Source organism: Escherichia sp. 93.1518 (assembly GCF_013368915.2).
In the GTDB taxonomy this organism is placed as follows: domain Bacteria; phylum Pseudomonadota; class Gammaproteobacteria; order Enterobacterales; family Enterobacteriaceae; genus Escherichia; species Escherichia ruysiae.
Genome location: NZ_JABWMT020000002.1, coordinates 36,589 through 62,246 on the forward strand (window position 1 = coordinate 36,589; position 25,658 = coordinate 62,246).

At 50.1% G+C, this 25,658-nt stretch carries 25 protein-coding genes; 17 read left to right on the forward strand and 8 right to left on the reverse strand.

Annotation, left to right across the window (positions count from 1 at the left end; all coding sequences use genetic code 11):
* The first annotated feature begins 6 nt into the window (after positions 1 to 6).
* The 8 genes from purF to rpnB all read left to right on the forward strand — a co-directional run bounded on the left by purF (position 7) and on the right by rpnB (position 7,593).
* Positions 7 to 1,524 carry an amidophosphoribosyltransferase gene (purF, locus tag HEN21_RS01815; protein WP_000334208.1) on the forward strand — a complete coding sequence of 506 codons (1,518 nt, stop codon included), beginning with the start codon at positions 7 to 9 and terminating at the stop codon, positions 1,522 to 1,524.
* Between the two features lie 94 nt (positions 1,525 to 1,618).
* The gene (gene ubiX, locus HEN21_RS01820; protein WP_176252021.1) at positions 1,619 to 2,188 is read left to right on the forward strand and encodes a flavin prenyltransferase UbiX; all 570 of its coding nucleotides are present in this window, start codon (positions 1,619 to 1,621) and stop codon (positions 2,186 to 2,188) included.
* Between the two features lie 263 nt (positions 2,189 to 2,451).
* Complete coding sequence (argT, locus tag HEN21_RS01825) at positions 2,452 to 3,234, forward strand: lysine/arginine/ornithine ABC transporter substrate-binding protein ArgT (protein WP_176252020.1); 783 nt, start codon at positions 2,452 to 2,454, stop codon at positions 3,232 to 3,234.
* A 219-nt stretch (positions 3,235 to 3,453) separates the two neighbouring features.
* A complete protein-coding gene (hisJ, locus tag HEN21_RS01830) occupies positions 3,454 to 4,236 on the forward strand; it encodes a histidine ABC transporter substrate-binding protein HisJ (RefSeq protein ID WP_000737621.1) in 783 nt (260 codons plus the stop codon).
* 89 nt (positions 4,237 to 4,325) lie between these two features.
* Entirely contained in the window at positions 4,326 to 5,012 is a 687-nt protein-coding gene (gene hisQ, locus HEN21_RS01835) for a histidine ABC transporter permease HisQ (protein ID WP_000965518.1), read from the forward strand.
* Entirely contained in the window at positions 5,009 to 5,725 is a 717-nt protein-coding gene (locus HEN21_RS01840) for an ABC transporter permease (RefSeq protein ID WP_176252019.1), read from the forward strand. Before hisQ ends, HEN21_RS01840 begins: the two co-directional genes overlap by 4 nt.
* A gap of 7 nt (positions 5,726 to 5,732) precedes the next feature.
* The gene (gene hisP / locus HEN21_RS01845) at positions 5,733 to 6,506 is read left to right on the forward strand and encodes a histidine ABC transporter ATP-binding protein HisP (protein ID WP_021551135.1); all 774 of its coding nucleotides are present in this window, start codon (positions 5,733 to 5,735) and stop codon (positions 6,504 to 6,506) included.
* Positions 6,507 to 6,702: 196 nt separating this feature from the next.
* A complete protein-coding gene (gene rpnB / locus HEN21_RS01850) occupies positions 6,703 to 7,593 on the forward strand; it encodes a recombination-promoting nuclease RpnB (protein ID WP_059223843.1) in 891 nt (296 codons plus the stop codon).
* Between the two features lie 46 nt (positions 7,594 to 7,639).
* Here the strand turns inward: rpnB and HEN21_RS01855 are convergent, their stop codons facing one another.
* From HEN21_RS01855 to yfcG, 3 genes are read right to left on the reverse strand one after another with little or no spacing between them, the layout of a single operon-like run.
* Positions 7,640 to 8,533: a TIGR01777 family oxidoreductase gene (locus tag HEN21_RS01855; RefSeq protein WP_016158689.1), complete on the reverse strand. Its 894-nt coding sequence runs from the start codon at positions 8,531 to 8,533 to the stop codon at positions 7,640 to 7,642.
* 20 nt (positions 8,534 to 8,553) lie between these two features.
* Positions 8,554 to 8,916, reverse strand: a complete 363-nt coding sequence (gene folX / locus HEN21_RS01860; RefSeq protein ID WP_000068454.1) for a dihydroneopterin triphosphate 2'-epimerase — start codon at positions 8,914 to 8,916, stop codon at positions 8,554 to 8,556.
* A 56-nt stretch (positions 8,917 to 8,972) separates the two neighbouring features.
* Complete coding sequence (gene yfcG, locus HEN21_RS01865) at positions 8,973 to 9,620, reverse strand: GSH-dependent disulfide bond oxidoreductase (RefSeq protein WP_176252018.1); 648 nt, start codon at positions 9,618 to 9,620, stop codon at positions 8,973 to 8,975.
* 134 nt (positions 9,621 to 9,754) lie between these two features.
* Here yfcG and yfcF point away from each other — a divergent pair, with 134 nt between their 5' ends.
* From yfcF to yfcD, 3 genes are read left to right on the forward strand one after another with little or no spacing between them, the layout of a single operon-like run.
* Positions 9,755 to 10,399 (forward strand): glutathione transferase, encoded by a 645-nt coding sequence (gene yfcF / locus HEN21_RS01870; protein ID WP_176252017.1) that lies wholly within the window; start codon positions 9,755 to 9,757, stop codon positions 10,397 to 10,399.
* Positions 10,400 to 10,454: 55 nt separating this feature from the next.
* Positions 10,455 to 11,006, forward strand: a complete 552-nt coding sequence (gene yfcE, locus HEN21_RS01875) for a phosphodiesterase (RefSeq protein WP_010351461.1) — start codon at positions 10,455 to 10,457, stop codon at positions 11,004 to 11,006.
* 58 nt (positions 11,007 to 11,064) lie between these two features.
* Positions 11,065 to 11,607, forward strand: coding sequence for an NUDIX hydrolase YfcD (yfcD, locus tag HEN21_RS01880; protein ID WP_000437935.1), 543 nt, complete (start codon positions 11,065 to 11,067; stop codon positions 11,605 to 11,607).
* Positions 11,608 to 11,639: 32 nt separating this feature from the next.
* Here the strand turns inward: yfcD and yfcC are convergent, their stop codons facing one another.
* The 3 genes from yfcC to ackA all read right to left on the reverse strand — a co-directional run bounded on the left by yfcC (position 11,640) and on the right by ackA (position 16,774).
* On the reverse strand, positions 11,640 to 13,160 hold the full coding sequence (yfcC, locus tag HEN21_RS01885) for a putative basic amino acid antiporter YfcC (RefSeq protein ID WP_001274483.1): 1,521 nt from the start codon (positions 13,158 to 13,160) through the stop codon (positions 11,640 to 11,642).
* Positions 13,161 to 13,349: 189 nt separating this feature from the next.
* A complete protein-coding gene (gene pta, locus HEN21_RS01890) occupies positions 13,350 to 15,497 on the reverse strand; it encodes a phosphate acetyltransferase (RefSeq protein WP_000086701.1) in 2,148 nt (715 codons plus the stop codon).
* A gap of 74 nt (positions 15,498 to 15,571) precedes the next feature.
* Complete coding sequence (ackA, locus tag HEN21_RS01895; RefSeq protein ID WP_000095696.1) at positions 15,572 to 16,774, reverse strand: acetate kinase; 1,203 nt, start codon at positions 16,772 to 16,774, stop codon at positions 15,572 to 15,574.
* A gap of 337 nt (positions 16,775 to 17,111) precedes the next feature.
* Here ackA and yfbV point away from each other — a divergent pair, with 337 nt between their 5' ends.
* The 4 genes from yfbV to HEN21_RS01915 all read left to right on the forward strand — a co-directional run bounded on the left by yfbV (position 17,112) and on the right by HEN21_RS01915 (position 20,725).
* Entirely contained in the window at positions 17,112 to 17,567 is a 456-nt protein-coding gene (gene yfbV / locus HEN21_RS01900) for a terminus macrodomain insulation protein YfbV (protein WP_000106629.1), read from the forward strand.
* Positions 17,568 to 17,650: 83 nt separating this feature from the next.
* Positions 17,651 to 18,145: a YfbU family protein gene (locus HEN21_RS01905; protein ID WP_000426118.1), complete on the forward strand. Its 495-nt coding sequence runs from the start codon at positions 17,651 to 17,653 to the stop codon at positions 18,143 to 18,145.
* A 10-nt stretch (positions 18,146 to 18,155) separates the two neighbouring features.
* Positions 18,156 to 18,806: a hexitol phosphatase HxpA gene (gene hxpA / locus HEN21_RS01910; RefSeq protein ID WP_176252016.1), complete on the forward strand. Its 651-nt coding sequence runs from the start codon at positions 18,156 to 18,158 to the stop codon at positions 18,804 to 18,806.
* 86 nt (positions 18,807 to 18,892) lie between these two features.
* Complete coding sequence (locus HEN21_RS01915) at positions 18,893 to 20,725, forward strand: SLC13 family permease (protein WP_001012913.1); 1,833 nt, start codon at positions 18,893 to 18,895, stop codon at positions 20,723 to 20,725.
* A gap of 86 nt (positions 20,726 to 20,811) precedes the next feature.
* On the opposite strand, the gene yfbR is transcribed toward HEN21_RS01915, so the two are convergent.
* Together yfbR and alaA are read right to left on the reverse strand one after the other, a co-directional pair.
* Positions 20,812 to 21,411, reverse strand: a complete 600-nt coding sequence (yfbR, locus tag HEN21_RS01920) for a 5'-deoxynucleotidase (RefSeq protein WP_105286727.1) — start codon at positions 21,409 to 21,411, stop codon at positions 20,812 to 20,814.
* 83 nt (positions 21,412 to 21,494) lie between these two features.
* Positions 21,495 to 22,712 (reverse strand): alanine transaminase AlaA, encoded by a 1,218-nt coding sequence (alaA, locus tag HEN21_RS01925; RefSeq protein ID WP_000074519.1) that lies wholly within the window; start codon positions 22,710 to 22,712, stop codon positions 21,495 to 21,497.
* Positions 22,713 to 23,632: 920 nt separating this feature from the next.
* On the opposite strand from alaA, the gene lrhA reads away from it, so the two are divergent.
* Positions 23,633 to 24,571, forward strand: coding sequence for a transcriptional regulator LrhA (gene lrhA, locus HEN21_RS01930; RefSeq protein ID WP_176252015.1), 939 nt, complete (start codon positions 23,633 to 23,635; stop codon positions 24,569 to 24,571).
* Positions 24,572 to 25,200: 629 nt separating this feature from the next.
* Positions 25,201 to 25,644, forward strand: coding sequence for an NADH-quinone oxidoreductase subunit NuoA (nuoA, locus tag HEN21_RS01935; RefSeq protein ID WP_000062994.1), 444 nt, complete (start codon positions 25,201 to 25,203; stop codon positions 25,642 to 25,644).
* Positions 25,645 to 25,658 lie beyond the last annotated feature (14 nt).

A 25,658-nucleotide genomic window follows, 5' to 3' on the forward strand; every position in this document is an offset into this window, starting at 1 on the left:
AGACGTATGTGCGGTATTGTCGGTATCGCCGGTGTTATGCCGGTTAACCAATCGATTTATGATGCCTTAACGGTGCTTCAGCATCGCGGTCAGGATGCCGCTGGCATCATCACCATTGATGCCAATAACTGCTTCCGTTTGCGTAAAGCGAACGGTCTGGTGAGCGATATATTTGAAGCTCGCCATATGCAGCGTTTGCAGGGCAATATGGGCATTGGTCATGTGCGTTACCCTACGGCTGGCAGCTCCAGCGCCTCTGAAGCACAGCCGTTTTACGTTAACTCCCCGTATGGCATCACGCTTGCCCATAATGGCAATCTGACTAACGCTCACGAGTTGCGTAAAAAGCTGTTTGAAGAAAAACGCCGCCACATCAACACTACTTCCGACTCGGAAATTCTGCTCAATATCTTCGCCAGTGAACTGGACAACTTTCGCCATTACCCGCTGGAAGCCGACAACATTTTTGCCGCCATTGCCGCCACAAACCGCCAGATCCGTGGCGCGTATGCCTGTGTGGCGATGATTATCGGCCACGGTATGGTCGCGTTTCGCGATCCTAACGGCATTCGTCCGCTGGTGTTAGGGAAGCGCGATATTGATGAGAATCGCACAGAATATATGGTCGCTTCTGAAAGCGTTGCGCTCGACACCCTGGGCTTTGAGTTCCTGCGTGATGTCGCTCCTGGTGAAGCGATTTACATCACTGAAGACGGACAGTTGTTTACCCGCCAGTGTGCCGACAATCCGGTCAGCAATCCGTGCCTGTTTGAGTATGTTTACTTCGCCCGCCCGGACTCGTTCATCGACAAAATTTCCGTTTACAGCGCCCGCGTCAATATGGGAACGAAACTTGGCGAAAAAATTGCCCGTGAATGGGAAGATCTGGATATCGACGTGGTTATTCCAATCCCGGAAACTTCCTGCGATATCGCGCTGGAAATCGCTCGAATTCTGGGTAAACCGTACCGCCAGGGATTTGTCAAAAATCGTTACGTTGGTCGCACCTTCATCATGCCGGGTCAGCAACTGCGTCGTAAGTCCGTGCGTCGTAAACTGAACGCTAACCGCGCCGAGTTCCGCGATAAAAACGTCCTGCTGGTCGATGACTCTATCGTCCGTGGCACCACCTCTGAGCAGATTATCGAGATGGCACGCGAAGCCGGAGCGAAGAAAGTTTACCTCGCCTCTGCGGCACCGGAAATTCGCTTCCCGAACGTTTATGGTATTGATATGCCGAGCGCCACGGAGCTTATCGCCCACGGTCGTGAAGTGGATGAAATTCGCCAGATCATTGGTGCTGACGGACTTATCTTCCAGGATCTCAACGATCTGATCGAAGCCGTTCGCGCTGAAAACCCGGATATCCAGCAGTTTGAATGCTCGGTGTTCAACGGCGTCTACGTCACCAAAGATGTTGATCAGGGCTACCTCGATTTCCTCGATACTTTACGTAATGACGACGCCAAAGCGGTGCAGCGCCAGAACGAAGTAGAAAATCTGGAAATGCATAACGAAGGATGACGCCTTCACGCAGGGTGCCGGTCTGGCACCCTGACTTGCAACTCCCGCCGAAATCCTGCAAAGTCTGCCTGCAAGTCTGACAGGGCAACTATTTATGAAACGACTCATTGTAGGCATCAGCGGTGCCAGCGGCGCGATTTATGGCGTGCGTTTATTACAGGTTCTGCGCGATGTCGCAGATGTTGAAACGCATCTGGTGATGAGCCAGGCGGCGCGCCAGACCTTATCCCTCGAAACGGATTTTTCCCTGCGCGAGGTGCAAGCGTTAGCCGATGTGACGCACGATGTGCGCGATATTGCTGCCAGCATTTCTTCCGGTTCTTTCCAGACGTTGGGGATGGTGATTTTACCCTGTTCAATCAAAACCCTTTCCGGCATTGTCCATAGCTATACCGATGGTTTACTGACCCGTGCGGCAGACGTGGTGCTGAAAGAGCGTCGCCCGTTGGTGCTCTGCGTGCGTGAAACACCATTGCACTTAGGCCACCTGCGGTTAATGACTCAGGCGGCGGAAATTGGTGCGGTGATTATGCCTCCCGTTCCGGCGTTTTATCATCGCCCGAAATCGCTTGATGATGTGATAAATCAGACGGTTAACCGTGTACTTGACCAGTTTGCGATAACCCTTCCCGAAGATCTCTTTGCCCGCTGGCAGGGCGTATAACTTTGCTGTTGCCCTGTTTCAGGGCAATTTTGCAACCGCGATCAAATCCTCGACATTTTGTTCCTGTCATTGAATCGAAACGCTGCGATTGAACCGTCATACCTGCTATCTTCAACTTCAGGACAATAACGCAACGTCTTATTAACATATTTAACATCGAATGTTTCTGCTGTCGGCAAGATGGCATAAGACCTGCATGAAAGAGCCTGCAACACACAACACAATACACAACATAAAAAAGCCATTTCACTTGAGGGTTATGTATGAAGAAGTCGATTCTCGCTCTGTCTTTGTTAGTCGGTCTCTCCGCAGCGGCTTCCAGCTATGCGGCGCTGCCGGAGACGGTACGTATCGGAACGGATACCACCTATGCACCGTTCTCATCGAAAGATGCCAAAGGTGACTTTGTTGGCTTTGATATCGATCTCGGTAACGAGATGTGCAAACGGATGCAGGTGAAATGTACCTGGGTTGCCAGTGACTTTGATGCGCTGATCCCCTCACTGAAAGCGAAAAAAATCGACGCCATTATTTCGTCGCTCTCCATTACCGATAAACGTCAGCAGGAGATTGCCTTCTCCGACAAGCTGTACGCCGCAGATTCTCGTTTGATTGCCGCCAAAGGTTCGTCGATCCAGCCGACGCTGGATTCACTGAAAGGTAAACATGTTGGCGTGCTGCAAGGCTCCACCCAGGAAGCGTATGCTAATGACAACTGGCGCAGTAAAGGCGTCGATGTGGTGGCCTATGCTAACCAGGATTTGGTCTATTCCGATCTGGATGCAGGTCGTCTGGATGCCGCTCTGCAGGATGAAGTGGCTGCCAGCGAAGGTTTCCTCAAGCAACCCGCCGGTAAAGAGTTCGCCTTTGCTGGCTCATCAGTGAAAGACAAAAAATACTTCGGTGATGGTACAGGCGTAGGGCTACGTAAAGATGATGCCGAACTGAAAGCCGCCTTTGATAAGGCGCTTGGCGAACTGCGTCAGGACGGCACCTACGACAAGATGGCGAAAAAGTATTTCGACTTTAATGTCTATGGTGACTGATACGTCGCAGGGAAGTAGCGCCTGATGGGGAATCATCATGGTGCACGCCAGGTTTGTTGCACTATCGTGGTGCATTGAAATGCATACTTAAGCATTTTTAATGAAAAATAATACGTCTAACGGGGCGGGATATTTTGCCTTGATGGTCAATTTTATGGCACGATAAGTGTAACAAACCTGTAAATATTCCCTATAAAAAGACTGTCAGTTGAGGACATTATGAAAAAACTGGTGCTATCGCTCTCTCTGGTTCTGGCCTTCTCCAGCGCAACTGCGGCATTTGCTGCGATTCCGCAAAACATCCGCATCGGTACCGACCCGACCTATGCGCCATTTGAATCAAAAAATTCACAAGGCGAACTGGTTGGCTTCGATATCGATCTGGCGAAGGAGTTGTGCAAGCGCATCAATACGCAATGTACGTTTGTCGAAAACCCGCTGGATGCGTTAATCCCGTCCTTAAAAGCGAAGAAGATTGACGCCATCATGTCATCGCTTTCCATTACGGAAAAACGTCAGCAAGAAATTGCCTTCACCGACAAACTGTACGCTGCCGATTCTCGTCTGGTGGTGGCGAAAAATTCCGACATTCAGCCGACAGTCGAGTCGCTGAAAGGCAAACGGGTAGGCGTATTGCAGGGCACCACCCAGGAGACGTTCGGTAATGAACACTGGGCACCAAAAGGCATTGAAATCGTCTCGTATCAGGGGCAGGACAACATTTATTCTGACCTGACTGCCGGACGTATTGATGCCGCGTTCCAGGATGAGGTCGCTGCCAGCGAAGGTTTCCTCAAACAACCCGTCGGTAAAGATTACAAATTCGGTGGTCCGTCTGTTAAAGATGAAAAACTGTTTGGCGTAGGGACCGGCATGGGCCTGCGTAAAGAAGATAACGAACTGCGCGAGGCACTGAACAAAGCCTTTGCCGAAATGCGCGCTGACGGTACTTACGAGAAATTAGCGAAAAAGTACTTCGATTTTGATGTTTATGGTGGTTAATCGCCATCGGTGAAAGAAAGCCCGCTCCCTTCGGGTAACCGGAGGGAGACAAGAGGCGGTAATTCACCACACACGACAGGACAGGCAGCATGTTGTATGGGTTTTCAGGTGTTATTTTACAGGGTGCGCTCGTCACGCTGGAGCTGGCGATCAGCTCTGTAGTGCTCGCTGTAATCATCGGTTTAATTGGCGCTGGCGGTAAGCTCTCGCAAAATCGGCTTTCGGGGCTGATTTTCGAAGGATACACCACGCTGATTCGTGGCGTGCCGGACTTGGTGTTGATGCTGCTGATTTTCTACGGTTTGCAGATTGCGCTAAACACGGTGACGGAGGCGATGGGCGTCGGGCAGATTGATATCGATCCGATGGTCGCTGGTATTATCACTCTCGGTTTTATCTACGGTGCTTATTTTACCGAAACGTTCCGTGGTGCTTTTATGGCAGTGCCGAAAGGGCATATAGAGGCGGCGACGGCGTTTGGTTTTACTCGTGGGCAAGTGTTTCGGCGGATCATGTTTCCGGCGATGATGCGTTACGCCCTGCCAGGCATTGGCAACAACTGGCAGGTGATCCTTAAATCTACAGCACTGGTTTCGTTACTCGGCCTGGAAGATGTGGTCAAAGCCACGCAACTTGCGGGTAAAAGTACCTGGGAACCGTTCTATTTCGCCATCGTCTGCGGCGTGATTTATCTGGTTTTCACCACCGTTTCCAATGGTGTGCTGCTGTTCCTTGAGCGCCGCTACTCCGTGGGTGTGAAGAGGGCCGACCTGTGATCGAAATCATTCAGGAATACTGGAAATCATTGTTGTGGACCGACGGCTACCGTTTCACTGGCGTGGCGATCACTCTCTGGCTGCTGATTTTGTCGGTAGTGATGGGCGGAATTCTGGCGCTGTTTCTGGCGATTGGTCGCGTCTCAAGTAATAAATACATCCAGTTTCCAATCTGGTTATTTACTTATATTTTTCGCGGTACGCCGCTGTATGTTCAGTTGCTGGTGTTCTATTCCGGCATGTACACGCTGGAAATTGTTAAGGGCACCGAGTTCCTTAACGCCTTTTTCCGCAGTGGCCTGAACTGTACCGTGCTGGCGCTGACGCTCAACACCTGTGCTTATACCACCGAGATTTTTGCCGGGGCAATCCGCTCAGTGCCGCATGGGGAAATTGAAGCTGCCAGAGCCTACGGTTTCTCGACCTTTAAAATGTATCGCTGCATTATTTTGCCTTCTGCACTGCGTATTGCTTTACCGGCATACAGCAACGAAGTGATCCTGATGCTGCACTCTACTGCGCTGGCTTTCACCGCCACGGTGCCGGATCTGCTGAAAATTGCTCGCGATATCAACGCCGCCACTTATCAACCATTTACCGCCTTCGGCATTGCCGCTGTGCTCTATTTAATTATCTCTTATGTCCTGATAAACCTGTTCCGTAAAGCGGAAAAACGCTGGTTGCAGCATGTGAAACCTTCTTCAACGCACTGAGAATACGATGTCCGAGAATAAATTAAACGTTATCGATTTGCACAAACGCTACGGCGAACATGAAGTGCTGAAAGGGGTTTCCCTGCAGGCGAACGCCGGAGATGTGATAAGCATCATCGGGTCGTCGGGATCGGGGAAAAGTACCTTTTTGCGATGCATTAACTTCCTCGAAAAGCCGAGCGAAGGATCGATCGTGGTTAATGGTCAGACGATCAATCTGGTGCGTGACAAAGACGGTCAACTCAAAGTCGCCGATAAAAATCAGCTGCGCTTACTGCGCACACGCCTGACCATGGTGTTCCAGCACTTCAATCTCTGGAGCCATATGACGGTGCTGGAAAACGTCATGGAAGCGCCGATTCAGGTGTTGGGCCTGAGCAAGCAGGTGGCGCGCGAGCGGGCGGTGAAGTATCTGGCAAAAGTCGGGATAGACGAACGTGCGCAGGGGAAATATCCGGTGCACCTGTCCGGTGGTCAGCAACAGCGTGTTTCCATCGCAAGGGCGCTGGCAATGGAACCGGAAGTTCTGTTGTTTGATGAACCTACCTCGGCGCTCGATCCTGAACTGGTAGGCGAAGTGTTGCGTATTATGCAGCAACTGGCAGAAGAGGGGAAAACCATGGTGGTAGTGACCCACGAAATGGGCTTTGCCCGCCACGTCTCCACGCATGTAATTTTTCTTCATCAAGGGAAAATTGAAGAAGAGGGTACGCCAGAAAAGTTATTCGGCAACCCGCAAAGTCCGCGTCTGCAACAGTTCCTTAAGGGATCGCTAAAATAATTATCTCTCCGGTGGCTAATGCTGCCGGTGTATTTTCAGGGGGAATTTGCGAGTCAGCTTCCGCTGAAATGTAAAAGTTGCAGTCCGCTAAAAATACTTCTGAATTCGCTGTCCAAAGATAAAAACTGCCTGCTGCATTGGGTGTTAATCGTGGTTATTGTCGCGTCATCTTAAATTTGAGGGGTGACGGAACGCCATGACAATATCGACAACTTCCACGCCGCATGATGCGGTATTTAAATCTTTTTTACGCCATCCAGACACTGCGCGGGATTTTATTGATATTCATCTTCCCGCACCGCTGCGCAAACTGTGTGATTTAACGACGCTCAAACTGGAACCCAACAGTTTTATTGATGAAGACCTGCGGCAATATTATTCCGACCTCTTGTGGTCTGTGAAAACGCAGGAGGGAGCGGGTTATATTTATGTGGTGATAGAGCACCAAAGTAAGCCGGAAGAATTAATGGCTTTTCGCATGATGCGCTATTCCATCGCGGCGATGCAAAACCATCTGGATGCGGGCTATAAAGAACTTCCGTTGGTGATCCCAATGCTGTTTTATCATGGTTGCAGAAGCCCTTATCCTTATTCTCTCTGCTGGCTTGATGAATTTGCCGAGCCTGCGATTGCCCGCAAAATATATTCATCAGCGTTTCCGTTGGTGGATATTACCGTGGTGCCGGATGACGAGATTATGCAACACCGCAAAATGGCGCTGTTGGAGTTAATTCAGAAACATATTCGCCAGCGCGATCTGTTGGGATTAGTCGATCAAATTGTTTCGCTGCTAGTTACAGGGAACACTAATGACAGACAACTAAAAGCCCTGTTTAATTACGTATTACAAACGGGGGATGCCCAGCGTTTCCGAGCATTTATTGGTGAGATAACGGAACGTGCACCACAAGAAAAGGAGAAACTGATGACCATTGCTGACAGATTACGTGAAGAAGGTGCAATGCAGGGCAAACACGAAGAAGCCCTGCGTATTGCTCAGGAGATGTTGGAGAGAGGGTTAGACAGAGAGTTAGTTCTGATGGTGACCAGACTTTCGCCAGACGATCTTATCGCGCAAAGCCACTAATCCTGTAACACTGGGATTAACTGGCGGATGTTTGCAGTAAACCACATCAGCGAACGACATCCGCCAGCGCCTCTTCTAAATCGTACCAGCGAAAAGCGAACCCCGCTTCTTCAAGCCGTTTTGGCAAGGCGCGTTGTCCGCCCAATACCAGAACCGATGATTCCCCCATCAGCAAGCGAATAGCTGTGGCAGGGACGCGCAAAATCGCCGGGCGATGCAGCGCATGACCAAGCGCATGGGCAAATTGTTCATTGTGTACCGGATATGGCGAGACCATATTAAATGGCCCGCGCAGATCGTTATCCAGCAGCCAGAGAATACCGTTGACCATATCATCAATATGAATCCAGGCCAGATACTGCCGACCGGAGCCTATCGGACCGCCCAGGCCAAGGCGAAACGGAGGCAGCATTTTGCCGAGGATACCGCCATCCGAAGCCAGTACTACGCCGGTACGCAGCAGGCACACTCGTGTTTTGTCGCTTTGCGCCCGACAGGCAATTTCTTCCCAACGGGCGCAGAGTTTATGGGTAAATTCGTTATGTGGCGGTTCTTCTTCGGTGACCACGACTTCACCTAAGTCACCATAATATCCCGCCGCCGAGCCTGAAATGAGCACTGACGGCGGCGTGTCACTGGCGTTAATCAAATCCACCAGTTTTTGCGTGATATTCCAGCGGCTTTGGCAGAGGAGATCTTTTTGCTCGCGAGTCCAGCGTTTATCAGCAATCGGTTCTCCGGCCAGGTTGATTACTGCATCAACGCTGTTGAGGTTGCTTTGATCGGCAAGCCCTTGCCATAGTGTCACTCGGGAGCCGAGAACGGAACTGGCTGTCTGCGGGTTACGCGTTACCACCGTTACCTGATGACCCAGTTCCAACAAGCGTGGGATTAAATGGCGACCAATTAATCCCGTCCCTCCGGTGATCACTATATTCATGCAGCCTCCCGATATAGCGGTTAACGCTGCCAGCTCAAGGTCATGGATACCGAATCGGCATAGCGCAGCGCGTGAAGTTTATCGATCTCCACTTCAGCATACGTCACCCAGTGATGTTCACGTGCGATATCGAGCACATCCTGAGTTAATTTTTCCAGCAAAGAGAAACGGTTATTCTCTACGTGTTGAATGATGTTTTTGGTAACGGTGCGATAATTCAGCGCGTCATTAATATCTTCGCTGGTACGCGCTTTATCGGCGGGGTAATGGATCGTCACGTTGATAACGATATCCTGACGGTTGTTAATCTCTTCGTCTTTAATTCCGATAAATGTACGTAAGCGAAGGTTCTTTATACGAATAATCGCGGCAGGTTGTGCCATTGCAGGTTCTCCGTTGTTTTATTTAGGATTAAATAATACACGAGAACCAGGTTCTGTTAACTATTCGAAATCTCATCATTTACTTGTGCTTTTAGTAGCGCCTGCCCGGTAGCAGGACGTGAGCGGATTCGTTCATACCAGTTTTTTACTGCCGGATACATCGCGAGATCAATTCGCTGGCGAGTCCAGGCATTAACCCACGGCCAGCAGGCAATATCTGCAATGCTGTAGTTTTCACCGCCCAGCCAGGGCGAGTTTTCCAGGCGCTTATTCAGCACATGATACAGACGCTGAGTTTCAACCTGATAACGCTCAATTGCATAGGGAATAGTCTGTGGCGCTGCATGATTAAAATGGTGATTTTGCCCGAGCATCGGCCCCAGGCCTCCAACCTGCCAGAATAACCACTGTAATGTGGCGGCGCGCTCACGCGGTTCATGACCTAAAAATAGCCCTGTTTTTTCCGCCAGATACAACAAAATTGCACCTGACTCAAAGAGGCTTAATGGTTCACCGCCGTCAGTCGGGGCATGATCAACAATCGCCGGAATTTTATTGTTGGGTGAAATGCGCAAAAACTCCGGGCGAAACTGATCGCCTTTACCGAGGTCAACTTTGATTAAGCGATAATCCAGTCCCGCCTCTTCGAGAAACAACGTAATTTTGTGACCATTCGGCGTTGGGGCGAAATAGAGATCGATCATTGCAGCTCCGGTTATCTAATAATCTGAACACATCAAGTATAGAAAGCGCAGCGACTTGTGTAAGTTTTCATCAAGTAACCGTGACAAAAAGGCTCTATAGTTTGATAGCAAGCCCATTTATCGCTGAGGACATAATGAGTAAACCTGCAATCACGCTGTGGTCAGATGCCCATTTTTTCTCCCCTTATGTGTTATCCGCCTGGGTGGCGTTGCAGGAGAAAGGCCTGCCTTTTCATATAAAAACTATCAACCTCGACAGCGGTGAACATTTGCGGCCGACGTGGCAAGGTTACGGACAGACACGGCGCGTGCCGTTGTTACAAATTGATGATTTTGAGTTAAGTGAATCCTCTGCCATTGCAGAATATCTGGAGGATCGTTTTGCGCCGCCGACCTGGGAGCGCATTTATCCGCTTGATTTGCAAAATCGGGCGCGGGCACGGCAGATTCAGGCCTGGCTACGCAGCGATCTGATGCCCATCCGCGAAGAGCGTCCGACGGATGTTGTTTTTGCTGGTGCGAAAAAAGCGCCATTAACGGTGGAGGGAAAGGCCAGTGCAGAGAAACTGTTCGCGATGGCAGAATATTTACTGGCGCATGACCAGCCGAATCTGTTTGGTGAGTGGTGTATTGCAGATACTGATTTGGCGTTAATGATTAACCGCCTGGTATTACAGGGTGATGAGGTGCCGGAACGTCTGGTGGATTATGCAGCATTCCAGTGGCAGCGGGCTTCAGTTCAGCTTTTTATTGCACTTTCGGCGAAGCAATCTGGCTGATAGAGGCGATAGAATCCAGTATCATAGCTTACGTTTTTTCGACGAGGAGTGAGTGATGAAACTGATGTTTGCATCGGACATTCATGGGTCGTTACCGGCGACGGAACGTGTTCTGGATTTGTTTGCCCAGAGCGGAGCTCAGTGGCTGGTGATTCTTGGCGACGTGCTGAATCATGGCCCGAGAAACGCCCTGCCTGAAGGGTATGCGCCAGCCAAAGTAGCCGAACGGCTGAATGAGGTGGCGCATAAAGTTATCGCCGTGCGCGGCAACTGCGATAGCGAAGTGGATCAGATGCTGCTGCACTTCCCTATAACCGCACCGTGGCAACAGGTATTACTGGAAAAGCAACGTCTGTTTCTGACGCATGGTCATCTGTTTGGCCCGGATAATCTGCCGGCTTTAAACCAGAACGACGTGCTGGTGTACGGTCATACCCATCTACCAGTGGCGGAACAGCGGGGTGAAATTTTCCACTTTAACCCCGGTTCGGTAAGCATTCCGAAAGGCGGCTATCCGGCGAGCTATGGCATGTTGGATGATGACGTACTAAGCGTAATCGCACTCAATGATCAAAGTATCATTGCGCAGATCGCGATTAATCCGTAATTTACTCCACAACTCAAAATGCGCCGTAAGAGCGCCAGAAAAAGAAGGTTTCCTGATAATGGAACAGCGTCGTTTGGCAAGTACTGAATGGGTGGATATTGTCAATGAAGAGAACGAAGTCATTGCACAAGCCAGCCGGGAACAAATGCGGGCACAGTGTCTGCGTCATCGTGCAACTTATATCGTCGTGCATGATGGCATGGGCAAAATTCTTGTGCAGCGTCGTACCGAGACAAAAGACTTTTTACCCGGCATGTTAGATGCGACCGCTGGTGGTGTGGTCCAGGCCGATGAGCAACTGCTGGAATCCGCACGTCGCGAAGCGGAAGAAGAGTTGGGCATTGCTGGTGTCCCCTTTGCCGAGCACGGGCAGTTCTATTTCGAAGATAAAAATTGCCGTGTCTGGGGCGCGCTGTTCAGTTGTGTCTCTCACGGTCCATTCGCCCTCCAGGAAGATGAAGTCAGTGAAGTTTGCTGGCTAACGCCGGAAGAAATCACCGCACGTTGCGATGAGTTTACTCCAGACTCGCTGAAAGCTCTGGCGTTGTGGATGAAGCGCAATGCCAAAAATGAAGCCGTAGAGACTGAAACGGCAGAATGAAAAAAGAGCCGCAATTGCGGCTCTTAACATTTTTAATGGTAGCCCATTAACTGAGCGCCGATCACCACGACGCTGGACATAATAAACAGCAGTCCAAGCAGTGTCGCACCCACTTTCAGCCAGTTACGGAAGTCCACCCGGCAAACGCCGAGCGTCGCCATTAGCGAAGCCGAGGTCGGGTAAATGATGTGACTGAAGCCATCGCCAAACTGGAACGCCAGCACGGTAACCTGACGGTTAACACCGACCAGATCGCCAAGCGGTGCCAGTAACGGCATGGTTAGCGCAGCCTGACCAGAACCGGATGTCACGAAGAAATTGAATACCGCCTGGAAGAGCAACATAAACCAGGCCGCGACAGCGTTATCCAGACCGCTAATGGCATTGGCAATGCTGTTGAGGATAGTATTCAGCACGCTGGCCTCACCAGCTTCACCGTTACCCACCAGAAGCAAAATCCCTTTGGCGAAACCCACCAGCAGGGCAGGGGCGATCATCATGCGCGCGCCTTCGGTAAAGGATGAAGCCATGGTATTTACCGTCATGCCGTTAAGACGGAAGACAACGCCGATGATGCCAATCACCAGCCCCATAGTGAAGAACTGGCTGGCGATTTCTGGAATAAACCAGGCATTAACGATCACCCCCCAAATCACCCAGATCATAACGGCGGTCAGGACAATCAATACCAGCCAGTCACCAAAGGTAAACGGACGTTGTTCAACGTCAGCCTGCTTTTCACGGAAGAAGCGATCGGAATCATGCACGCGTGACAACAGAGGATTCTTTTTCACTCGTGAGGCGTAAACCATGGTAAAGATCAGGCCAATCAGAGTGGCGATAACCCACACCACAATGCGCAGGCCGGAGCCGGAAAGCACCGGAACGCCAGCAATCCCCTGGGCGACAACTACGCAGAACGGGTTCATCCACGAGCTGGCAAAACCGATTTGAGTGGCGATATAGGTCACCAGGACGGTAGTAATACTGTCATAACCCAGTCGTACCATTAGCGGGGCAATGATGATGGCAAAGGCGACGGCCTCTTCCCCCATGCCGAACACCGCACCACCGAGCGAAAAGAGAATAAACAGCGCAGGAATAAAGAGAATTTCATTCCCTCGTGTATGGCGGATAAGCGCCAGGATGCCGTTATCAATGGTTCCTGTACGCATCACGATGCCAAATGCACCGCCAATCACCAGCATAAACATGATGATGCCAACGGCTGTCCCGTATTTCGATCCGGAGGTTAACCCTTCAAACGGGAAGTTCATCAGGCCAGGGCGTTCATCGCCCGTCGAGAACAGTTGTACGCGGTGATACTCAGGTTCGCCGGCCTCGTTGGTCAGAATGCGAAATGAGTGAGGGTCTACGACTTTGCGTGTTTTCGTCTGACCATCAACCTGGTACTGCACTTCCTGACTGTCAAACATCCCCACCGGAACAACCCATGTGGCGAGACTGGTTAAAATAGCGACAAAAAAGATAATCACCAGCGTATCGGGCATTGCCCATCTTCTGGTTGGTTTGGATTCAGTTATTGCGGACATAGCGCAAATTTTCCCTTGCACAAGACAAAGTGGTAAGTATGCAAAGTGATATGGCGCAATTCATTGATGCAGCGCAGTTAAGCAAGATAATCAGAAAGGAGTAATGCAAATTAAGAGAATAAAAAACCGGAAATAGTGACTATTTCCGGTTCAGATATCCGCAGCGCAAGGCTGCGGATTATGACGAGATTACTGCTGCTGCTGTGCAGACTGAATCGCAGTCAGCGCGATGGTGTAGACGATGTCGTCAACCAGAGCGCCACGGGACAGGTCGTTAACCGGCTTGCGCATACCCTGCAGCATCGGCCCGATGGAGATCAGGTCGGCAGAACGCTGTACTGCTTTATAGGTGGTGTTACCGGTGTTCAGATCCGGGAAGATGAACACGGTAGCGCGACCTGCAACCGGAGAGTTCGGTGCTTTAGATTTCGCAACGTCAGCCATTACCGCAGCGTCGTACTGCAGCGGACCGTCGATCATCAGGTCAGGACGTTTTTCCTGCGCCAGACGAGTTGCTTCGCGAACTTTTTCTACGTCGCTACCTGCACCAGAAGTACCGGTGGAGTAGGAGAGCATAGCAACACGCGGTTCGATACCGAAGGCTGCGGCGGAATCTGCGGACTGAATCGCAATTTCTGCCAGCTGTTCTGCGGTCGGATCTGGGTTGATCGCACAGTCACCGTAAACGTAAACCTGTTCTGGCAGCAGCATGAAGAACACGGAAGATACCAAGGAGCTGCCCGGTGCCGTTTTGATCAGCTGCAGCGGCGGACGGATGGTGTTTGCGGTGGTGTGAACAGCACCGGAAACCAGACCGTCAACTTCATCCTGTTCCAGCATCAGCGTACCGAGAACCACGTTGTCTTCCAGCTGTTCGCGGGCAACGGTTTCGGTCATACCTTTGTTCTTACGCAGTTCGACCAGACGAGCAACATAGCTTTCGCGAACCACTTCTGGATCAACGATTTCGATGCCTGCGCCCAGTTCTACGCCCTGAGACGCTGCAACGCGGTTGATCTCTGCCGGATTACCCAGCAGAACGCAAGTTGCGATACCACGTTCAGCACAGATAGCGGCTGCTTTAACCGTACGCGGTTCGTCGCCTTCCGGCAGAACAATACGTTTGCCCGCTTTGCGCGCCAGTTCAGTCAGCTGATAACGGAACGCTGGCGGAGAGAGACGACGGCTGCGCTCGGAAGTGGCAGTCAGAGAATCGATCCAGTCAGCGTTGATGTAGTTAGCAACATATTCCTGAACTTTCTCGATACGCTCATGATCGTCAACCGGAACTTCCAGGTTGAAGCTCTGCAGGCTCAGAGAAGTCTGCCAGGTGTTGGTGTTCACCATAAATACCGGCAGGCCGGTAGCGAAAGCACGTTCGCACAGTTTAGAAATGCGCGCGTCCATTTCGTAGCCGCCAGTCAGCAGCAGGGCACCGATTTCTACGCCGTTCATTGCAGCCAGGCAAGCGGCAACCAGCACGTCAGGACGGTCTGCGGAAGTCACCAGCAGAGAACCGGCACGGAAGTGCTCCAGCATGTGCGGAATGCTGCGTGCGCAGAAAGTTACGGATTTAACGCGGCGAGTGTTGATGTCGCCTTCGTTGATGATGGTCGCATTCAGGTGACGCGCCATATCGATCGCACGGGTTGCGATCAGATCAAAGCTCCACGGCACAGCGCCGAGAACCGGCAGCGGGCTGGATTCTTGCAGCTTCGCCGGATCAACATTGTTGACTTTAGCTTTGGAAGAGTCGTCGAAAATCTCGGACAGATCCGGGCGAGTACGCCCTTGTTCATCAACCGGAGCGTTCAGTTTGTTAACGATAACGCCGGTGATATTGGTGTTTTTTGCACCGCCGAAGCTGTTGCGGGTCAGTTCGATACGCTCTTTCAGCTGTTCCGGGGTGTCAGTGCCCTGAGACATAACGAAGACGATTTCCGCATTCAGCGTTTTGGCGATTTCGTAGTTCAGAGACTGGGCAAACTGGTGCTTACGTGTCGGGACCAGACCTTCAACCAGAACCACTTCAGCGTCTTTGGTGTTAGCGTGGTAGTTCGCGACGATCTCTTCCATCAGCACATCTTTTTTATTGCTGGAAAGCAGACCTTCAACGTAACTCATTTTCAGCGGTTCAGCGGCTGTCGTGGTGGAAGAATTCGCACGCACAATAGTCGTTGTCTGATCGGGCGCATCGCCACCGGTACGCGGCTGAGCGATAGGTTTGAAAACGCTCAGACGAACGCCTTTGCGTTCCATTGCACGGATCACGCCAAGACTGACGCTGGTCAGACCGACGCTGGTTCCGGTAGGGATCAGCATAATAATACGGGACACGGTTTATCCTCTTTCGTTACCGCCGGTTTGGCGGGTTACAAAACAGCACCGCCAGCAGGGCTGGCGGTGTGGAATCAGGCGGTCAGGCGGCAGGCGTCTTGCGCGATAACCAGCTCTTCGTTGGTTGGGATCACAACAGCAGGGCGGGTGCCTTCTTTGTTGATGAAACCAGATTTGCCGAAACGTGCAGCCAGGTTGCGTTCATGATCAACTTCAAAGCCCAGCACGCCCAGTTTGCCCAGAGACAGTTCACGAACCATCGCGGCATTTTCACCGATACCACCGGTGAATACAACTGCGTCCAGACGACCATCCATCAGTGCAGTGTATGCACCGATATATTTCGCCAGACGGTGGCAGTAAACGTCCATTGCGCGCTTCGCGTCTTCTTTAGTCGCGTAGTTGTCTTCAACATAGCGGCAGTCGCTGGTGACTTCGGTCAGACCCAGCAGGCCAGACTCTTTGGTCAGCATTTTGTTGATTGCGTCAACGCTCATGCCCAGGGTGTCGTGCAGGTGGAAGATGATAGCCGGGTCGATATCGCCAGAGCGAGTACCCATTACCAGACCTTCCAGCGGGGTCAGACCCATAGAGGTGTCAACGCATTTACCGTTGCGGATAGCAGAAACGGAACCACCGTTGCCCAGGTGGCAGGTGATGATGTTCAGCTCTTCTACCGGTTTGTTCAGCATTTTTGCCGCTTCCTGGGTTACATAGAAGTGGCTGGTGCCGTGCGCGCCGTAACGACGGATGCCGTGCTCTTTGTACAGGTTGTACGGCAGAGCGTAGAGGTAAGACTCTTCCGGCATAGTCTGGTGGAACGCAGTGTCAAATACCGCAACGTTTTTGTCTTTCAGCTGCGGGAAAGATTTCAGAGCTTCTTCGATACCGATTAGGTGAGCCGGGTTGTGCAGCGGTGCAAAAGAAGCCGCATCTTTGATACCCTGAATAACAGACTCATCGATCACTACGGAGCTGGTATACTTCTCGCCGCCGTGTACGATACGGTGACCGATAGCGGTCAGCTGCGCAGAAAGTTCTGGTTTTTGTGCCAGAATATTATTAACGATAAAGTTGAGCGCTTCGCTGTGAGCGGCGCCTGCACCTAAAGCCGCTTCTTGTTTATTGCCGTCCATTTTCCATTTGATGCGTGCTTCGGGCAGGTGGAAACATTCGGCTAAACCAGAAAGGTACTCTTCACCATTTACAGCATCGATGATTGCAAATTTCAGTGAAGAACTACCGCAGTTCAGAACCAGTACTAACTTACTCGACATGGAAGTACCTATAATTGATACGTGGCTAAAAAAACGTCAGGGAGCCATAGAGCGTAGCGCATGATGACACCGACATTTATGATTAACATCATGCACTGCAAATTTTTTTTGCATGATGGAATAAATATCTTGAGTCTATGCCATTTTGCGTAATTTTCAGCCAATGGCATAATGTATATGAATTTGACGACTCAATGAATATGTACTACTTAGGCCTTCAGGCTGCTAAAGGATACCTGATAGTGGGTATGGAAGACAAAATGTTTTGAACGTTGTCCCGCTGAGTTGTGAATTTGCACAAATTTTTGAATCTTTATATGTGAAGTTGAGGTGAAGCATGTCAACGCCGGATAATCGTTCTGTTAATTTTTTTAGCTTGTTTCGCCGGGGACAGCATTACTCAAAGACGTGGCCGCTGGAAAAACGCCTTGCCCCGGTCTTTGTTGAAAATCGCGTTATCAAGATGACGCGCTATGCGATTCGTTTTATGCCGCCGATTGCTGTGTTCACTCTCTGCTGGCAAATTGCACTAGGCGGTCAGCTTGGGCCGGCTGTTGCTACTGCGTTGTTCGCCCTGAGTTTGCCGATGCAGGGGCTATGGTGGCTGGGCAAACGTTCTGTTACGCCATTACCACCAGCGATCCTGAGTTGGTTTTATGAGGTTCGCGGTAAATTGCAGGAGGCCGGGCAAGCATTAGCACCCGTAGAAGGCAAGCCTGATTATCAGGCATTAGCTGACACGCTTAAGCGCGCCTTCAAACAACTGGATAAAACTTTCCTTGATGATTTGTAATTGACCCCTGATTACGCATATAAAAGAAGGCAGACATCGGCCTTCTTTTTTTTCACCGTAGTAAAGTGATACAGGAGTCAACAATGGAAATGACCAACGCGCAACGTCTTATTTTGTCTAACCAGTACAAAATGATGACTATGCTCGATCCGGCAAATGCTGAACGTTATCGTCGTCTGCAAACAATCATTGAACGCGGTTATGGATTGCAGATGCGTGAACTGGATCGTGAGTTTGGCGAGCTGAAAGAAGAAACCTGCCGCACTATCATCGACATTATGGAGATGTATCACGCACTGCATGTCTCCTGGTCTAATTTGCAGGATCAACAAGCTATCGATGAACGCCGTGTCACTTTCCTCGGCTTCGACGCCGCCACCGAAGCACGTTATCTCGGTTATGTACGCTTTATGGTTAATGTCGAAGGGCGTTACACCCATTTTGATGCCGGGACTCACGGCTTTAATGCCCAGACGCCAATGTGGGAGAAATACCAACGCATGTTGAACGTCTGGCATTCTTGCCCGCGTCAGTATCATCTGAGCACAAACGAAATTAATCAAATCATTAACGCCTGAGGAGGCTTGCGTGCGGTGCAAAGGTTTTCTGTTTGATCTTGATGGTACGCTGGTAGATTCCCTGCCTGCGGTAGAGCGGGCGTGGAGCAACTGGGCGAGACGCTATGGATTAACGCCGGAAGAAGTGCTGGCTTTTATTCACGGTAAACAGGCAATAACGTCTCTGCGCCATTTTATGGTGGGGAAATCGGAGGCGGAAATTGCTGCAGAGTTTACGCGTCTGGAGCAAATTGAGGCTACGGAAACCGAAGGAATTTCTGCACTTCCTGGGGCAATCGCCTTACTCAATCATTTGAATAAAGCGGGTATTCCATGGGCGATTGTGACTTCAGGTTCAATGCCAGTTGCACGAGCGCGCCACAAAGTAGCCGGACTTCCTGCACCGGAAGTATTTGTTACTGCGGAGCGGGTGAAACGTGGGAAACCAGAGCCCGACGCGTATCTGTTAGGCGCGCAACTGCTGGGTCTTGCACCACACGAATGCGTTGTAGTGGAAGACGCTCCCGCAGGTGTGCTTTCTGGCCTGGCAGCGGGATGCCATGTTATTGCGGTTAATGCACCGGCAGACACTCCACGTCTGAATGAGGTAGATTTGGTTCTCCATAGTCTGGAGCAAATTACTGTGACCAAACAGCCAAATGGCGATGTTATTATTTCGTGAAACACCTAATCATGATTTAGCCCCGTCTCGTCGGGGCTTTTTTGTGGCAGAATCAAGCCATCCCCCTCAATTAACAAGGATAAGTTGTGAACGGTGAATTGATCTGGGTTCTCTCATTACTGGCCGTTGCCATAGTCCTGTTTGCAACAGGCAGAGTGCGTATGGATGCGGTCGCTTTGTTTGTTATTGTCGCGTTTGCATTAAGCGGAACGCTGACGGTCCCCGAAGTTTTTTCCGGCTTTTCCGATCCTAACGTTGTGCTGATCGCCGCCCTGTTTATTATTGGCGATGGTTTAGTCCGTACTGGCGTTGCCACCGTTATGGGGACATGGCTGGTCAAAGTGGCCGGCAGCAGTGAAATCAAAATGCTGGTTTTACTGATGTTAACTGTTGCGGGTCTTGGCGCATTTATGAGTTCAACTGGCGTCGTCGCTATCTTTATTCCCGTGGTGTTAAGCGTTGCCATGCGTATGCAAACGTCGCCATCGCGCCTGATGATGCCGCTAAGTTTTGCCGGGCTGATTAGCGGCATGATGACGCTGGTGGCGACGCCGCCTAACCTGGTGGTGAACAGCGAACTGCTACGCGAGGGTTATCACGGGTTTAGTTTCTTTAGCGTAACGCCTATCGGCCTGGTCGTATTGGTACTCGGCATCTTATACATGCTGGTGATGCGTTTTATGCTGAAAGGGGATTCCCAGACCCCGCAGCGCGAAGGCTGGACGCGTCGCACCTTCCGCGATCTTATTCGTGAATACCGTCTTACCGGGCGTGCGCGCCGTCTGGCTATTCGCCCCGGTTCGCCGATGATCGGTCAACGGCTGGACGACCTTAAATTGCGTGAACGCTATGGCGCAAACGTCATTGGTGTTGAACGCTGGCGTCGTTTTCGTCGTGTTATTGTGAATGTGAACGGGGTTTCTGAATTTCGCGCGCGTGACGTTTTGCTTATTGATATGTCAGCGGCTGACGTCGATCTCCGGCAATTTTGCAGTGAACAATTACTGGAGCCGATGGTTTTGCGCGGCGAGTATTTTTCCGATCAGGCTCTTGATGTCGGTATGGCAGAGATTTCATTAATTCCTGAGTCAGAGCTTATTGGTAAATCGGTTCGCGAAATCGGCTTTCGTACCCGCTACGGGCTGAATGTCGTGGGGCTGAAACGCAATGGCGTGGCGCTGGAAGGTTCGTTGGCGGATGAACCTCTGCTGCTGGGCGATATTATTCTGGTGGTTGGTAACTGGAAACTGATCGGTATGCTGGCAAAACAGGGCCGCGATTTTGTGGCGCTGAATTTACCGGAAGAAGTGAGTGAAGCATCACCCGCACACAGCCAGGCGCCACATGCCATTTTCTGTCTGGTGCTGATGGTGGCGTTAATGCTGACCGATGAAATTCCTAACCCTGTTGCCGCTATCATTGCCTGCCTGCTGATGGGGAAATTCCGCTGTATCGATGCCGAAAGTGCCTATAAATCCATTCACTGGCCGAGCATTATTTTGATCGTTGGGATGATGCCGTTTGCTGTGGCATTACAGAAAACCGGTGGTGTCGCGCTGGCGGTGAAAGGGCTGATGGACATCGGCGGCGGTTACGGGCCGCATATGATGCTGGTCTGTTTGTTTGTCTTGTCGGCAGTTATTGGGTTATTTATCTCTAATACCGCGACGGCGGTGTTGATGGCTCCGATTGCGCTGGCTGCCGCAAAAACAATGGGCGTATCACCTTATCCGTTCGCAATGGTCGTGGCGATGGCTGCATCCGCCGCTTTTATGACGCCAGTTTCTTCCCCCGTTAACACACTGGTTTTAGGCCCGGGGAATTACAGTTTCAGTGACTTTGTGAAGCTGGGAGTACCGTTCACCATTATCGTGATGGTGGTTTGTGTGGTCATGATCCCGATGTTGTTTCCATTTTGACGAGAGCCTGATGTCACATCCGTCGCTTATTGCCTGATGCGACGCTGGCGCGTCTTATCAGGCAGTGTCGGCTGGTATCTGGCTGCTTACAGCGGTGAATCCTGGCTAATCTCATCGAGCGAAAGATGAAAGCTGGGAACAAATACCTCCATGAAGTAGTCCATCTCCTGGCTGCGGCGCGCTTCAAGCGTCGCTTCCAGTCGCGTTTTTGCCAGCAAAAATTCATTATTTCCGGCTGCGAGTTCTTCCAGGCATTTCAGATACGCACACAGCGCATCCGCCTGTTTAACCAGTGACTTTTCTTCATCGCTATACGCATTTTCATCGATTAATGGCGCAAAAATATCCCGCAGCTCCTCTGGAACCATATCGACAAGTTTTTGCTGAGCGATTTTCTCAATGGCTTTATATTCCAGGGCGATTTGCGAGTTGAAGTATTTCACCGGAGTAGGGAGATCGCCAGTGAGCACTTCAGAGGCATCGTGGTACATCGCCAGCAGTGCGATGCGTTCTGCATTCACCTGTCCGCCAAATTTGCGATTCTTGATGGCTGCCAGCGCATGGGCGACCATCGCTACCTGCAAACTGTGTTCGGACACATTTTCCGTCCGCACGTTGCGCATTAGCGGCCAGCGGTTAATGAGTTTCAGGCGGGAGAGGTGGGCAAAAAAATGGCTCTGTTTCATAGTGACCTTACGAGTGATGACATCCTGAGGTCATTGTGGAGGGATAACACTGCCGGATGCAATCTCCGGCAGTGAATTTAAGATTACAACTGATGATAACCGGAAAGGAAACGAGCGAACTTGCTCAAGGACAGTTCGATATCATCAACACGCGGCAGCGTGACAATGCGGAAGTGATCCGGCCATGGCCAGTTAAATGCAGTTCCTTGTACCAGCAGAACTTTTTCCTGTAACAGGAAATCCAGTACCATCTTCTGATCGTCGTGAATATTAAAGCGTTTGGCGTCGATTTTTGGGAACATGTACAGTGCGCCGCGCGGCTTCACGCAGGAAACACCTGGAATGTCGTTAATCAATTCCCAGGCGCGATTACGCTGCTCGTAAAGACGTCCACCCGGCATGATAAACTCGCTGATGCTCTGATAGCCGCCGAGTGCGGTCTGTATTGCGTGTTGTGCGGGAACGTTAGCGCACAGTCGCATTGAGGCCAGCATTTCCAGACCTTCGATGTAGCCTTTGGCGTGTTTTTTCGGCCCGTTCAGCACCATCCAGCCCTGACGGAAGCCAGCAACACGATACGTTTTCGACAGTCCATTAAAGGTAATAGTCAGCAAGTCAGGAGCTAACGGCGCAATCGAGTGATGCTCAGCGTCGTCATAGAGGATTTTGTCGTAAATTTCATCGGCGAAGATAATGAGATTATGTTGACGCGCAATCTCCACAATCTCCATCAAAAGTTCTTTGGAATATACTGCGCCGGTTGGGTTGTTCGGGTTGATAATAACAATGCCGCGCGTGCGTGGCGTAATTTTGGCGCGAATGTCATCGAGATCCGGGAACCAGTCAGAGGATTCATCGCAAAGATAGTGCACTGCTTTACCGCCGGAGAGCGAAACTGCCGCTGTCCATAGAGGGTAATCAGGCGCAGGAACCAACATTTCGTCCCCACTGTTCAGCAATGCCTGCATTGCCTGAACGATAAGCTCTGATACACCATTGCCAATGTAAATATCTTCCACGGTAACATCACGCATACCGCGAGCCTGGTAGTGCTGCATGATGGCTTTACGCGCGGAGTAAAGACCTTTGGAATCGCAATAGCCCTGAGCTGTCGGGAGGTTGCGTATCACGTCAACCAGGATTTCATCGGGTGCGTCAAAACCGAACGGCGCTGGGTTGCCGATGTTCAGTTTCAGTACCTTGTTACCTTCTTCTTCCAGGCGTTTTGCTTCTTTCAGCACCGGACCACGGATGTCGTAACAGACATTCTCTAATTTGCTGGATTTTTCAATGGGGGACATGAATCTTGACCTTTTTGCTGTTATCGCCACTCCCTGCCGTGGAAGTCAGCTTAGAACAATGTACTCCCCCGAGGCGGCGTTTTGAAGTTCTGCAGAACAAGATTTTGCTGGCAGAGAAAGAGGAATTGTGCTGTTAATAACTTAATTATCGCAAAATAATAAGATGCATATACTTAATAAGTGATGTTTGGTAGTGATTTATTCTGAATATCAATTCAGAGTATGGTTTTTTTGTCTGATAGATAAATGTGTAAAATTTCTTCGGCTTAAGAAATCACGAACATAAAGCATTCATGATATTTTCGTTATAAGTGAAAAATTAACGAGTAGTGATTGCCGATGTGTCGTATAGGTGATGACGGGGGAAATTATTGTTAAGAGGAATTAATGAATGCGGGTGATGCTAATTAATTATTATTTAATATTCAAAAAGGCTTTGTTGTGCATATTAATAATAGAAGATTACTTTGCCTAACATAACATAACTTTGCATCAGATAATTCGCAATGACCCTTATAAATAAAAGGGTTTTAGGGTAAAATGCCTACTTTAATGACGGAGCACCTGCTTTTGATGCAGCCTCATCCTCGCTGTTTGTACGCGTACACGTATTAGCCGCGCTGCTGCGAGGGAGTGGAGCAGGGAGCAACATTTACATTTACATAAACTCTCGCATGTCATAAATAGAAAAGAGTGAGTAACTTAATAGATATGCGATCCCTGAAGATATATTCTGTGATCTACTTCAGGCATTATAACGGAACAATGTGAGCCACATTTTTAGTGCAACTCATATGCATTTTTACTTTCATCCGGGTTCCGGATGAAACTGCCAGGGAGGCACATTACAAATGGAATTGCTTGTTTGTGTGTGCACAGCATTAACCAGCTCAGTATGAGCCGCCAGTAAGTGATAATATATGATAAGTGCAAATCGTCCGATAATTAACCTCGACCTCGATCTGCTGAGAACATTTGTTGCTGTTGCCGATCTGAACACTTTTGCTGCTGCAGCTGCCGCTGTGTGTCGTACTCAGTCCGCTGTTAGCCAGCAAATGCAACGTCTGGAACAACTCGTTGGGAAAGAACTGTTCGCTCGGCATGGTCGCAACAAACTGTTAACTGAACATGGCATTCAGCTTCTTGGTTACGCCAGGAAAATCCTGCGTTTTAATGATGAGGCTTGCTCATCATTGATGTTCAGTAATCTTCAGGGCGTGTTAACTATCGGTGCTTCAGATGAATCTGCTGATACGATCTTACCTTTCCTGCTTAATCGCGTAAGTTCGGTTTATCCGAAACTTGCGCTGGATGTCCGCGTTAAACGCAATGCCTATATGGCAGAAATGCTGAAGTCCCAGGAAGTGGATTTAATGGTTACCACTCATCGTCCTGATACCTTTAAGGCGTTGAACCTGCGTACTTCGCCAACGCACTGGTATTGCGCTGCGGAATATGTGTTGCAAAAAGGCGAGCCAATCCCACTTGTGCTACTGGATGACCCTAGTCCGTTCCGTGACATGGTTCTGGCAACGCTCAATAAAGCGGAGATTCCATGGCGCCTGGCGTATGTTGCCTCCACATTACCGGCGGTTCGTGCTGCAGTAAAAGCGGGTCTTGGCGTGACAGCAAGACCGGTTGAGATGATGAGTCCGGATCTGCGCGTTTTGAGCGCGGTAGATGGTTTACCTCCACTCCCAGATACCGAATATTTGCTGTGCTATGATCCGTCCAGCGATAATGAGTTGGCGCAGGTGATATACCAGGCTATGGAGAGTTATCACAACCCATGGCAATACAGCCCGCTGACTACCCAGGAGGGGGACGATTCCCTGTTGATAGAAGGGGATTACGAATAATCGTCCGGCAATAACAATTTCTGATGACAAGTTTGTAAAAATAGGCCACTGGTGATTAATAAAACGCCAGTGGCTTTTTTTACAATAAATCCTTAAGAATTTTCCTCACGGCGAACAAAAGTGTTCATTTTTCAATCATCAGCCATTCTCCTGGCTTACGAACAAAAAATCGCCTGAAAAAAATCTCCTGCTACAATGATGTTAAAAAAATACGTAAAATTATTGCTGTGTTTTTGTTATGGATTAACAAAAGCGTGTCACAGATCAAGAAAATACTCTCTTTTGGGGGGAGGAATCGACACAAATTCCTGTCAAAATAGACCCGTATTTTTTCCATTGCTTCACAACGGACACGATTCAACAACATCTAATTTTCCTGGAGTTGTCAACAATCTGGGGCTATAGGGCATTAAATGCAAAAGTTGTTGATATCATGTAAATTAATGTGAAGAAACCTTTGTTAAAGTTGACAAAAGGTTATAGAAAGGAGTAAAAGACCACATCAATTAGCTGTATAAAATAGTTTCTACAGTGATTGTAAGGTTTTTTTTATTCCTCCCCATGAATCGATGTGGCGTCCATCTGCCGTGAAGAGCAGTGAGTCTGGCGCTACTTTTGATGAGTAAGCAATGAGTATGTCAACATCCACTGAAGTCATCGCTCATCACTGGGCATTCGCTATCTTTCTTATCGTTGCCATTGGCCTGTGTTGCCTGATGCTGGTAGGCGGTTGGTTTTTAGGCGGTCGCGCACGCGCGAGGTCGAAAAACGTGCCGTTTGAATCAGGTATCGACTCGGTCGGCTCCGCCCGCTTACGCCTGTCTGCCAAGTTTTATCTGGTGGCCATGTTCTTCGTTATCTTCGACGTTGAGGCGCTGTATCTGTTCGCATGGTCAACTTCCATTCGCGAAAGCGGCTGGATTGGCTTTGTAGAAGCGGCAATTTTTATTTTTGTGTTACTGGCTGGTCTGGTTTATCTGGTGCGTATTGGCGCGCTGGACTGGACGCCCGCGCGTTCTCGCCGCGAGCGTATGAACCCGGAAACGAACAGTATCGCTAATCGTCAACGCTAACCGCGAGGCATTAA